The organism is Nocardiopsis sp. NPDC006139, from assembly GCF_040614155.1.
Lineage (GTDB): Bacteria > Actinomycetota > Actinomycetes > Streptosporangiales > Streptosporangiaceae > Nocardiopsis > Nocardiopsis changdeensis.
This window is the reverse complement of the sequence record NZ_JBEXTT010000002.1, coordinates 240,553-251,632: the sequence shown is the minus strand read 5'-3', so window position 1 is coordinate 251,632 and position 11,080 is coordinate 240,553. Positions and strand designations below refer to the sequence as shown.

12 protein-coding genes are annotated in these 11,080 nt (G+C 72.2%); 5 read left to right on the top strand and 7 right to left on the bottom strand.

Annotation, left to right across the window (positions count from 1 at the left end):
• Positions 1-84: 84 nt before the first annotated feature.
• The 3 genes from ABZ249_RS03275 to moeZ form a co-directional block, all read right to left on the bottom strand.
• On the bottom strand, positions 85-411 hold the full coding sequence (locus ABZ249_RS03275) for an MGMT family protein (RefSeq protein WP_220564993.1): 327 nt from the start codon (positions 409-411) through the stop codon (positions 85-87).
• A 92-nt stretch (positions 412-503) separates the two neighbouring features.
• Positions 504-890, bottom strand: coding sequence for an SPW repeat protein (locus ABZ249_RS03270; protein WP_355256584.1), 387 nt, complete (start codon positions 888-890; stop codon positions 504-506).
• 141 nt (positions 891-1,031) lie between these two features.
• Positions 1,032-2,195, bottom strand: a complete 1,164-nt coding sequence (moeZ, locus tag ABZ249_RS03265) for an adenylyltransferase/sulfurtransferase MoeZ (protein WP_355256581.1) — start codon at positions 2,193-2,195, stop codon at positions 1,032-1,034.
• Positions 2,196-2,497: 302 nt separating this feature from the next.
• On the opposite strand from moeZ, the gene ABZ249_RS03260 reads away from it, so the two are divergent.
• The 3 genes from ABZ249_RS03260 to ABZ249_RS03250 all read left to right on the top strand — a co-directional run bounded on the left by ABZ249_RS03260 (position 2,498) and on the right by ABZ249_RS03250 (position 4,653).
• Positions 2,498-2,716, top strand: coding sequence for a hypothetical protein (locus ABZ249_RS03260; protein WP_355256578.1), 219 nt, complete (start codon positions 2,498-2,500; stop codon positions 2,714-2,716).
• 193 nt (positions 2,717-2,909) lie between these two features.
• Positions 2,910-3,560, top strand: coding sequence for a TetR/AcrR family transcriptional regulator (locus ABZ249_RS03255; protein WP_355256575.1), 651 nt, complete (start codon positions 2,910-2,912; stop codon positions 3,558-3,560).
• Between the two features lie 280 nt (positions 3,561-3,840).
• On the top strand, positions 3,841-4,653 hold the full coding sequence (locus ABZ249_RS03250; protein WP_355256572.1) for a hypothetical protein: 813 nt from the start codon (positions 3,841-3,843) through the stop codon (positions 4,651-4,653).
• Positions 4,654-4,782: 129 nt separating this feature from the next.
• On the opposite strand, the gene ABZ249_RS03245 is transcribed toward ABZ249_RS03250, so the two are convergent.
• The 3 genes from ABZ249_RS03245 to ABZ249_RS03235 form a co-directional block, all read right to left on the bottom strand.
• Positions 4,783-5,025 (bottom strand): hypothetical protein, encoded by a 243-nt coding sequence (locus ABZ249_RS03245; RefSeq protein WP_220564987.1) that lies wholly within the window; start codon positions 5,023-5,025, stop codon positions 4,783-4,785.
• Between the two features lie 405 nt (positions 5,026-5,430).
• Complete coding sequence (locus ABZ249_RS03240; protein WP_220564986.1) at positions 5,431-5,742, bottom strand: DUF6401 family natural product biosynthesis protein; 312 nt, start codon at positions 5,740-5,742, stop codon at positions 5,431-5,433.
• Between the two features lie 225 nt (positions 5,743-5,967).
• A complete protein-coding gene (locus ABZ249_RS03235) occupies positions 5,968-6,663 on the bottom strand; it encodes a ferritin-like fold-containing protein (RefSeq protein WP_355256568.1) in 696 nt (231 codons plus the stop codon).
• 576 nt (positions 6,664-7,239) lie between these two features.
• On the opposite strand from ABZ249_RS03235, the gene ABZ249_RS03230 reads away from it, so the two are divergent.
• Together ABZ249_RS03230 and ABZ249_RS03225 are read left to right on the top strand one after the other, a co-directional pair.
• On the top strand, positions 7,240-8,793 hold the full coding sequence (locus tag ABZ249_RS03230; protein WP_355256565.1) for a DEAD/DEAH box helicase: 1,554 nt from the start codon (positions 7,240-7,242) through the stop codon (positions 8,791-8,793).
• 158 nt (positions 8,794-8,951) lie between these two features.
• Positions 8,952-9,860: an alpha/beta hydrolase gene (locus ABZ249_RS03225; RefSeq protein WP_355256563.1), complete on the top strand. Its 909-nt coding sequence runs from the start codon at positions 8,952-8,954 to the stop codon at positions 9,858-9,860.
• 81 nt (positions 9,861-9,941) lie between these two features.
• Here the strand turns inward: ABZ249_RS03225 and ABZ249_RS03220 are convergent, their stop codons facing one another.
• Positions 9,942-10,997, bottom strand: coding sequence for an MBL fold metallo-hydrolase (locus ABZ249_RS03220; protein WP_355256560.1), 1,056 nt, complete (start codon positions 10,995-10,997; stop codon positions 9,942-9,944).
• Positions 10,998-11,080: the final 83 nt, after the last annotated feature.

The window sequence follows — 11,080 nt, the reverse complement described above, 5'->3', positions numbered from 1 at the left end:
GACGGTACGGGGATGTGTTCACCCCACCAGTTCACCAGAGGGTGCCGACCGTCCCGGACGGCCCGGGGAGCCCGCGAGGTGCCCTCAGCCTCCGCTTTCCCCGTCCCACCGGGCCTTGCGCATGTCCACACGGTCGCTTCCGGGCCGCAGCGGAGTGGCCTCCGCGGCATAGTGCGACAAGGCTCTCACCTCGTGTCCGGAGGCGGGGCTGCCGTCGGCCCGGACCACCCGCCACCAGGGGACGCCGCCGCCCCAGGTGGACATGACGGAGCCGACCTGCCGGGGGCCTCCCCGGCCCACGTACTCGGCGATGTCCCCGTAGGACATCACCCTCCCCGGCGGGATCCGCTCGACCACGGCCAGGACCTCGTCGGCGTACTCGTCGGGCCCGCCGTCCTCATCGGTGAACACGGCCACACCCTAGCGAGGGCCGCCGACGGACGCGACGCCGGGAACACGCGGGGCCGGTGCCGCACGGCACCGGCCCCGCGTCGCGCTCCCGGTCAGGTCGGGATCTCGTTGACGTGGGCGCTCCAGACGGAGTCGGGGTCGCGCCGCCGCGTCTGGCGGGCCCGGACCAGGCCGTAGGCGCCGAGCACGGCGATGGCGGCGCCGATGATCCAGGCCGTCCACGCGGCCGGGGCCAGGTGCGTGTAGCCCAGCAGCCAGGGCATCGCGAACACGAGCACGCCGATCGCCAGCACCGCGATCTCCCCGGAGAGCGCGCCGGGGCGGGTGAGGGAGACGACGGCGGCCATGATGACCCCCAGCCCGAGCACGAACAGCACTCCGCCGCTGAACCCGTACATCCCGTGCCAGACGAAGCTGATCCCCAGCGCCAGACCGGCGGCGATCGCCACCCAGTCGGCCCGGCGTCCCTTTTCACGCATGGTGCCACCTCCCTGCGGCGGGGCCGCCCCGACGTTCGATCGGCGGCCCCTGGGAGGTCTTGTACCCAATCGGGCGCCCGCATACGGCGGACGGCGCCGGGATCGCCCCGGCGCCGTCCGCGACGCGCTATGACAGGCCGCTCAGTAGCTGGGCAGGCTGGGGTCGATCTGGTTGACCCAGGCCAGGACGCCGCCGCCGACGTGCACCGCGTCGGAGAAGCCCGCGGCCTTGACCGCGGCCAGCGCCTCGGCCGAGCGCACGCCCGACTTGCAGTGCAGGACCACGCGCTTGTCCTGGGGGAGCTTCTCGAAGGCCTTGCCGTTGAGGAACTCGCCCTTGGGGATGAGCGTGGCGCCCGGGATGCTGACGATCTCGTACTCGTTCTTCTCGCGGACGTCCACGAGGAAGATCTCGTCGGGCTTGTTGTCGAGGAGGTCCTTGAGCTCGCCCGCGGTGATCGTCGACCCGGCCGCGGCCTCGCTGGCCTCGTCGGAGACGACGCCGCAGAACGCCTCGTAGTCGATGAGCTCGGTCACCGGCTGGGTGTCGGGGTCCTTGCGGACCTTCACCTCGCGCCAGGACATCTCCAGGGCGTCGAAGATGAGCAGGCGGCCCACCAGCGGCTCACCGATCCCGGTGATCAGCTTGATGGCCTCGTTCACCATGACGGACCCGATGGAGGCGCACAGCACGCCCAGGACGCCGCCCTCGGCGCAGGAGGGGACCATGCCGGGCGGCGGGGGCTCGGGGTACAGGTCGCGGTACTGCGGCCCGTACTCGTTCCAGAAGACGCTGACCTGGCCGTCGAAGCGGTAGATGGAACCCCACACGTACGGCTTGTTCAGGATGACCGCGGCGTCGTTGACCAGGTAGCGGGTCGCGAAGTTGTCGGTCCCGTCCAGGATCAGGTCGTAGTCCGCGAAGATCTCCAGCGCGTTGTCGGAGTCCAGGCGGTCCTGGTGGAGGATCACCGTCACATTGGGGTTCACCTCCTTGATGCTGTCGCGGGCCGACTCGGCCTTGGGGCGGCCCACGTCGCTCTGGCCGTGGATGACCTGGCGCTGGAGGTTGGACTCGTCCACGACGTCGAAGTCGATGATGCCGAGGGTGCCCACACCCGCGGCGGCGAGGTAGAGCAGCGCCGGGGAACCCAGCCCGCCCGCACCGACGACGAGCACCTTGGCGTTCTTCAGGCGCTTCTGCCCGTCCATGCCCACGTCGGGGATGATCAGGTGTCGCGAATAGCGGCGCACCTCGTCCACGGTCAGCTCGTCAGCTGGTTCCACCAGCGGCGGCAGCGACACGGTGACTCCTCATGTCTGTTCGTGATGCTTCACACCGCCCGAAGCAGGAGGACCACGGGCGCAGGGGTCGCGGGGCGCGAAGCGTGCTTGCTCTTATACCCAACCTAACGGGTGGGGTTTTCCATTCCCACCCCCGGGGCGGTGTCGACGGGCACAGTGGCGGACACCCGCCCGAGCCGCCGGACCTCGGCCGCCCCCTCTCGTCGGCAACCGCCCTGACCCGCCGATCCATTCCCCTCCGCCCCCCGCGGCGCGGCGGAGAGTAGTGTCGGTGGTACGTCCGTCGACTGGGGGAGGCACCCGTGACCGAGGACCCGAGGACACGTCCCGCACCCGCGGAGGACCCGGACGCAGCGGTCCCCGAGGCCGACGCCGCCGAACAGCGGCTGTCCGCCTCCGACGCGGAGGACGACGAGCACTGGCTGGAGCGCGCCGGGGGCGGGGAGCTCCCGGACGCGAACGAGGCCGACGTCGTGGAGCAGCTGCGCGAGGCCGGGGCCGACGACGACGATCGGCGCTGATCGGCGGCCACCGGCCCGCGCCGTCTCGTTCCGCGGGACGAATCCCTATGTCACAGGTAACTTACGCAGGAGTAAGATGGCGGAAAACGCCGTGGAGCGCACCCTGTGACGGGGACGCGCGCACGACGGCGCCAGCCACGCAGATGTCCGATGATGGCGTGCATCTGCCATGCCGAGTTCGGAGGGTGTGGGTGTGACAGCTCCTTCAGACGCCCGCTCCCGGGGCACCCGTCTGCCCCGGGTCAGGCGCCGCCGACAGCTCCTCGCCGCCGCGCAGGAGATCTTCGTCGCCCGCGGGTACCACGCGGCCGCGATGGACGAGATCGCCGAGCGCGCGGGGGTGAGCAAGCCGGTCCTCTACCAGCACTTCCCGGGGAAGCTGGAGCTGTACCTCGCCCTCCTGGAAGAGCATTCCGAGGCGCTGGTCGAAAAGCAGCGCGAGGCGCTGGAGAGCACCGATGACAACCGCCAGCGGGTCATCGCGAGTTTCCGCGCGTATTTCGACTTCGTGGCCGGCGACGGCGAGGCGTTCCGCCTGGTCTTCGAATCGGACCTGCGCAATCTCCCGGCGGTGCGCGAGAAGAGCGAGCAGACCTTCCAGCGCTGCGCCGAGCTGATCGGCGAGGTCATCCGACAGGACACCAGCATCTCCGACGAGGAGGCGCACCTGCTGAGCATAGGGCTGGTCGGCATGGCCGAGACCAGCGCCCGCTACTGGATCAACACCCAGGGCTCGGTTCCCAAGGACGCCGCCGAACTGCTGGTGGCCCGGCTGGCCTGGCGCGGTATCAGCGGCTGGGACCTGCACCGCGGCGAGGGGCAGCCGGCCGGCCAGGACTCCTGACCCCCGCACACCACCACGGAGGGCCCCGGGCGACCGGGGCCCTCCGCCGTGCGCGGCCGCCCCGGGTCGGCGCATTGTCCACTACCGACAATGATCCGCGCCCCTTTTTCCGGCCAGAGAACTCCCAAGAAAAGGCAATACCTTCCGACCTGCTCCGATAAAGGATTTGAACCGGGCACTCCGGGTATCGGCGGGGTGAGAGGCACCGCGCCTCTTTTCGCCGTTCCGAACGGCGACCATTCGGTACGACCGAACGGAGCGACTTGGGGGTGAAGACGTCATGGATGTGGGTCAGGGTCTGATGACGGCCTGGCAGATGGTGGCGAGCTTCGTACCACTGCTGGCCGGCTTCCTGGTCGTCCTCGTAGTGGGCTGGATCATCGCCTGGCTCGTGGGCAAGGCGGTCGGCAAGGCGCTGCACGGGGTCGGGCTGGACCGCGCCCTCCACCGCGGCGGGGTGGGCGAGTACTTCGAGCGCAGCAACTGGAGCGCCAGTGAGCTGTGCGGCAAGATCATCTACTACGTCGCCCTGCTGTTCGTGTTCACCCTCGCGTTCAACGTCTTCGGACCGAACCCGGTGAGCACCCTCCTGAACGAGGTCATCGCCTGGATGCCGCGCGGCATCGTCGCGCTGGTCATCGTGGTGGTGACCGCGATGATCGCCAAGGCGGTCCGCGACATCGTCAGCAACGCACTGGGCGGCCTCTCGTACGGCCGGCTGCTGGCCAACATCGCCGCCGTGGCCATCCTGGCCCTCGGTGTCATCGCGGCGCTCAACCAGATGGGCATCGCCACGACCGTGACCACGCCGGTGCTCGTCGCCGTGCTGGCCACCGTCGGCGGCGTCATCGTGGTGGGCGTCGGCGGCGGCCTGATCCGGCCGATGCAGTCGCGCTGGGACCGCTGGCTGGACCGCGCGGAGGAGGAGACCGGCCGCCTGGCCGACAAGAGCAGCTACGAGGCGGGCCGCAAGGCCGCCATGGACCGTCCCGCGACCACCGGACCGGCCGGTGCCGAGGACGCCCGCACCGCCGGAGTGCGCACCGGCCCGGGCGCGCCGGGCACGGGCGAGCGCCCCGAGGGCGGCGTCTGACGGGTACGGACGCCACAGGCGTGCAGTCGAGGGAAAGGGGGCTCGGGATCGCAGAGGTACAAGACGAAGGAGACAGGGGAGGGCGGGGCCTCGAGGCCCCGCCCTCCCGCTGTCGTGCGCCGTCGCCGGCTACAGGAACTCCGAGTCCCGCAGCTCGAGGCGGGACAGGTGCTCGATCCGCCGGACGGCCAGCACCACGGTGGCGATCATGGGCAGCAGCGCCAGCCAGAAGACGACGCTGCCCGGCCCGGTGAAGACCATCGAGGCCACCGCGACGACGAAGATCAGTGCGAAAAGCGCGAAGTCGACGCGATCCTGCTGGATCAGGACGCCGACCGGTGGGCGCGCCGCCCCGTGCCGACCGCTCCTCATTCGCATTCCTTTCTCGCGGCTCCTGCGGGCCGCTCCGCCAGTCACGGCGTCCGGTCCGTCCCGGACCGGCATAACACCGTGCATCCCACGTTGCATTCCGCAGGTCCGCGCCCGGTTCGTCGGGGCGCGTGTCCGGCCGCCGTGGGGTCGCCGATGTCCCCAGCCTAGGCCCGTGAAGGGGTTTTCGCCGGTGAACGGGCAGGGCGGGTGACCGAGGGCGTGTCCGGCGTACCGTTCCGGGTCCGCCCGTCGACCGCCGCCGGCCTCGGGAACGCCTCCGGCGCGATGCCTCCGCGGAACGGCCGGGCCGCCGCTCGCCGCGCCGACCGCGCGGAAGCATCCACCGAACGCGTCCTCGGGGACGGCGCGTCGTCGGTCACAACGGTGCCTGCGGTTGGCAACAACCTAGCGGACGAAACCGCGCTCCTTGGCCAAGCGGCAGATCGCGAGGACGCGGAGTGTCTCCCAGTCGTACTCGACGGCCGCGGAGTCCCAGCCCCGCTCGAGGCAGCCGTCGAGGAACCCGTGGAGGTAGGTGCCCAGGGTCCGGGCGGTCACCTCGCCGCCGGAGGAGGCGATGCCGTCGCACACCTGCGCGGCGTGCTGGTCCAGCTCAGCGCACATCCAGGGGTCGATCGGACCGGCGAGGGGGCCGATCTTGTGGAAGTCACGGGTGAGTCCGGCCAACGGGTGGCGCACTGAGGTCCCACGGGGCATGGAAGTACCTACTCAGGGGTGGTCGAGACACGGGAAACTTCATCGAGTTTACGTCCGCGCCCCAACCGATCGTCACGAAAGTGTTGGAAATTACCCGCCCTTGACCAGAGTGTCCCCAAGCGCGGGTCAAGAACGGGTACGAGGGGGAATCGGAACGGGCCCGCGCGGGTAACCCGGCGCGGCCGGGCGGGCCGGACGGCCCCGGACGGCGCCCGCGGACGGGGTTCAGGCGCTCAGGCCCATGGCCTCCAGGCGGCCCGCGTGCCGGTCGGTGAGGGAGGCGAACATGCGGCTCACCGCGGCCAGGTCGCCCAGGCCGGTGGTGTCCTCCCCGCCGGTCTCCGGCCGGTCGACGCCCTCGGCGAGCAGGGCCGCCAGGCGGGGCCGGCGCACGGCCACGGACTGGGCCTGGCCCAGCGCCTCGCCGACCAGGCGGCGGGCCCACAGCGACAGCCGGCCGGCCAGGACCGGGTCCTCGGCCAGGGCCTCGCGCACGGTCTCGGCGACGAACTCGGCGCGGCCGGTCTCCGCGAGGACGCCCTCGACCAGGGTGCGGGTCTCGTCGTCGGCCAGTTCGGCCACCCTGCGGTAGAAGTCGCCCGCGATCCCGTCCGCGACATAGGTCTTGACCAGGCTCTCCAGCCAGGTCTTGGGCTCGGTGCGCTCGTGCCAGGCGTCCAGCGGCTCCACGAACGGGGCCATCGCCTCCTCCGGGTCGACCCCCAGCTCCTCCAGGCGGTCGCGGAGCACCTGGTAGTGGGCCTGCTCCGTGGCGGCCAGCGCCGCCAGGCGACCCTTGCCGCGCAGGGTGGGGGCCAGCACCGCGTCACCGGCGAGACGGAAGAAGGAACCCAGCTCGGCGTAGGCCAGCAGGCCGAGGAGATCGATCACACCGGGGTTCACAGAGGGGCCTTTGGTCATGGGCGCCAGGGTATCGCCCGGCCGTTCTCACACCGAACCGGGGACTAAACGTCCGAACGGCACGGTTGCACCAGCTGGGAACGGGTAGGTCCATGCCGTCCCGCTACGGATGGCGGCCACGTCCGCCGGGCGGGTCACCGGCTAGACTCTCCGTGACGACCTGCGCGTGCGGACCGACACGGACCCCTTCTCACACCCGCGGGTACGTTCCCGCACGCAGCGGTGTCCCACGGATGCCGCGCCCCGCCGCGCGATCCGGCCGCCCCAGGGCGACCGACGACCGCGCGGACGAACCCGACGAACCACGGCGGGCCCCCGAAGGAGAACGGGAGCGCGCCGAGCGGATGGATCCGACCTCCGGCCGGGAGCCCCCGGGCCGCGGATCCGACGGCAGCGCCGCCGCCCCGTTCCGACCGGAACGGACGGCGAGCCGCGCCTTCCGCGGCGGCCCCCGAAGCCGCACGCGACCGCATCCCGACGCGGACACGCAGTTCGTGTACCGCCAAGATGGAGGCCTGAGCCCTGAGCAGCACAGACGAGACACAACAGCCCCGCATCACCTTCCGCGACCTCGGCGTGAGCACCGAGATCGCCGACGCCCTGGAGGCCGAGGGGATCATCGAGCCCTTCCCCATCCAGGAGCTGGCCCTGCCGATCGCCCTCGGCGGCAGCGACATCATCGGACAGGCCCGGACCGGTACCGGCAAGACGCTGGCCTTCGGGCTCCCCCTGCTCCAGCGGGCCCAGGAGGCCCCCGGGACCTCCAAGAGCCCCCGTGCCCTGATCGTGGTCCCCACCCGTGAGCTGGCCATCCAGGTCGCGGCCGACCTGACCACCGCCGGCAAGCGCAGCGGCGCCCGGATCCTGACCGTCTACGGCGGCCGCTCCTACGAGCCGCAGATCAACGGCCTCAAGGAGGGCGTCGACGTCGTCGTCGGCACCCCGGGCCGCCTGCTCGACCTGGAGAACCAGAAGCACCTGCGGCTGGACGGGGTCGCCGCAGTGGTCCTGGACGAGGCCGACAAGATGCTCGACCTCGGCTTCCTGCCGGACATCGAGCGCATCCTCACCAAGATCCCGGCCGAGCGCCAGGTCATGCTCTTCTCGGCGACCATGCCGAGCGAGATCGTCTCCCTGTCCCGCAAGTACCTGCGGCGGCCCACCCACGTGCGGGCCGGCGACGACAACGAGATCGACGGGTCGGCGATCACCAGCCGGATCGCGCAGCACGCGTTCCGCACCCACCAGATGGACAAGATCGAGATGCTGGCCCGTCTCCTCCAGGCGGAGGACCACGGGCAGAGCATGGTCTTCTGCCAGACCAAGCGGGCGTGCGACCGGGTCGCGGGCGAGCTGAAGGACCGCGGGTTCGCGGTCGCGGCCGTCCACGGCGACCTGGGCCAGAGCCAGCGCGAGCGGGCGCTGCGCGCCTTCCGCAACGGCAAGATCAACATCCTGGTCGCCACCGACGTGGCCGCCCGCGGGCTCGACGTGGACGACGTCACCCACGTCGTCAACTACGAGACGCCCGAGGACGAGAAGACCTACACGCACCGGATCGGCCGCACCGGCCGGGCCGGGCGCACCGGCACCGCCGTCACGTTCGTGGACTGGCAGGAGATGCCGCGGTGGAAGCTCATCAACGCCGCGCTGGACCTGGGGTTCACCGAGCCGGAGGAGACCTACTCCACCTCGAAGCACTTCTTCGAGGCGCTCAACATCCCCGCGGGCACCAAGGGGCGGCTGGCCGCCGACAAGCGCGCCGAGCACGCCGGCCTGGAGGCCGAGGAGATCGAGGACATCGGTGACACCGGCGGGCCCCGCACCCAGCGCGGCCGCGGCGGCCGCGACCGGGACCGCTCGGGCGACCAGGAGCGCGGCGAGGGCCGCCGCCGCGGCGGCAGGAGCGGGCGCTCGCGCCGGCGCACCCGCGGCGGTGAGAGCGTGGCCGCGGGCGCCGAGGCGCCCGCAGCCGACAAGCGCGCGGAGAAGCGGGCCGAGGCGCCCGCGGCGGCCCCGGCCGCCCCCGTGGCCGACAAGGGCGAGGGGGGCGAGGGCACCCGCACGGTCCGCCGTCGCCGCCGCACCCGCAGCGGCTCGGCCGTCCGCCGCGACCCCGAGAACACCTGACCGGTCCGGCCCGCCGGGCCGGAGAGGGCACGGCCGCGGCACCCGGACGGGGGCCGCGGCGCACAGGCGGCGCGGTACCGGCCGGTGCCGCGCCGACGTGGGAGATCACGGTCCCGCTCCGCCCCGGAGCGGGCCGCCATCGTCTAGGGTGACCGGACGTGAGTACACCTAAGTTCCTCGACCTGCCGCCGGGCGTGCGGCGGGTCGACCTCGACCTGTCCTACGGCCCGGTGGCGGCCCTGCGGGCGCTGCCCGTCTCCGGGGGCGCCGAGCTGGCGCCCGCCGTGCTCGTGCACGGCTACACCGGCAGCAAGGAGGACTTCATCGCGATCCTCCAGACCCTGGCCCAGGGCGGTCGGGAGGTGGTCGCGATCGACCTTCCGGGGACCTACGGGTCGCCGGGCCCGGAGACCCTCACCCCGCCGCCCGGCGTGCGGGCCCCCGACTACCGGCTGGCCTCGCTGGGCGAGGTCGTCGCCGAGGTCGTCGAGCAGGTCGGCGGGCGGATGCCCGTCCACCTGGTGGGCCACTCCTTCGGCGGCCTGGTGGTGCGCGAGACCGCGCTGAGCGGCATGGCCGACCTGGCCTCGCTGACGCTGCTGTGCAGCGGCCCCGCCGCCCTGCCGGGCCAGGCGGCGATGCGCACCCGCGCCCTGATCGCCGCGCTGTCCATGGACCCCTCCCGGGAACGCCTGGAGGAGCTGTGGGAGGAGCGGTTCGACGCCGAGGCGCGTCAGCGCACCCCCGACGAGGGCGTCCGCTCCTTCCTGCGCGACCGGCTGGTGCACAGCAGCGCCCTGGGCCTGCTGCGCTGCGCCGAGGACCTGCTGGGAGCCCGCGACCGGGTCGAGGAGCTGGCCGCGCTGCGGCTGCCCGCCCTGGTGATGTACGGCGAGAACGACGACGCGTGGGAGCCCTCCCTCCAGGAGGACATGGCCAAGCGGTTGGACGCCAGGCGGATCGTGGTGCCCGGCGCGGGCCACTCCCCCAACGTGGAGGCCCCCGAGACCACGGCCAGCGCGTTCACCGCGTTCTGGAACGAGGTGGAGTCGGTCGGCCGCCGCTGACCGCGCACGCCGCGGCGCCCCGGTCCCCGCGAGGGGGCCGGGGCGCCGTGGTGTCCGGACGGGTGCGGACCCCGGGCGGGGTCAGACCCAGGAGTCGAAGTTCTTGCTCTCGGCGACCACGTTGGTGGCCGGGCCGCGGTCGGGCAGGATGCGGGTGTCCGGGGGCAGCGACAGCAGCGATTCGCCGATGGAGGCGAGCTGGGTCGTGTAGTCGATGTAGGTGTTGCCCACCATGCCGGGCTCGCCCTTGCGCAGGGTGTCGCCGGAGAAGACGACGCCGAGCTGGCTGATGGAGTAGCCGACGGTGCCCGGGGAGGTGCCGGGCAGGGCCACGACGTCGATCTGGAGGTCGCCGATGGTCATGGAACCGCCGCCCTCGACCTCGTAGTCGGGGCGGTGCTCGGCGCCGTGCTGACGGCGCCACAGGCGCATCTCGCGGGGGTGCAGGGCGACCGGGGCCTCGGTCTCCTCGACGATCTTCACCGCGGACTCGATGTGCGGGGCGTAGGCGTTGGTGCAGGCCACGAGGTAGACCTCGCGCTCGCCCACGGCCTCCAGGACGGCCTCGGCGTCGGGGCCCGGGTCGATGACGATGACGCCGTCGTCGTCGGCCTGGACGATCCAGGTGTTGCCGATGTACTCGAACTTCTCGTCGTCGAACTCGAAGGTGACCGCGGCGCGGACCCGGGTGATGCCCTCGGAGTCGGGACCGGTGACACCGGCCTCCTCGGTGTCGTCGGCGAAGATGTCGTCGGAGGTCCCGGCCTCGTCGTCCTCGGCCTCGGAGTCGTCGTCGGAGTCCTCGCCGGTGTCCCGGTCGGCCTCCGCCTCGGCGTCGTCCCGGGAGCCCGTGTCCTCGGAGTCCGTGTCCTCGGAGTCGTCGTCCGCGTCGGCGTCGCCGGCCTCGTCGGCCTCCGCCTCCGTGTCCTCCTCCTCGGGTTTCCGGTCCTTCTCGGACTTCTCGTCCTTCTCGCCCTTGTCGGCCTTCCCGTCCTCGGTGGCCCGCGCGGCTCCGGCCGCCCCCTCGGCCTCCCCGGCCTCTTCGGCGTCCTCCGCCGTGTCGTCCACCGCGGCCTCCGCAGCGGAATCGGTGGCCTCCGGGCCGTCCTGCTTCTTCGACTTCCGCTTCCAGAACACGGCGTCAGACCTCTCACTTAGTCCGATATGGGTGATTGCGCTGCGACCATTGTCGCGCCCGCGCACGGTGGTCCGTACCGTAC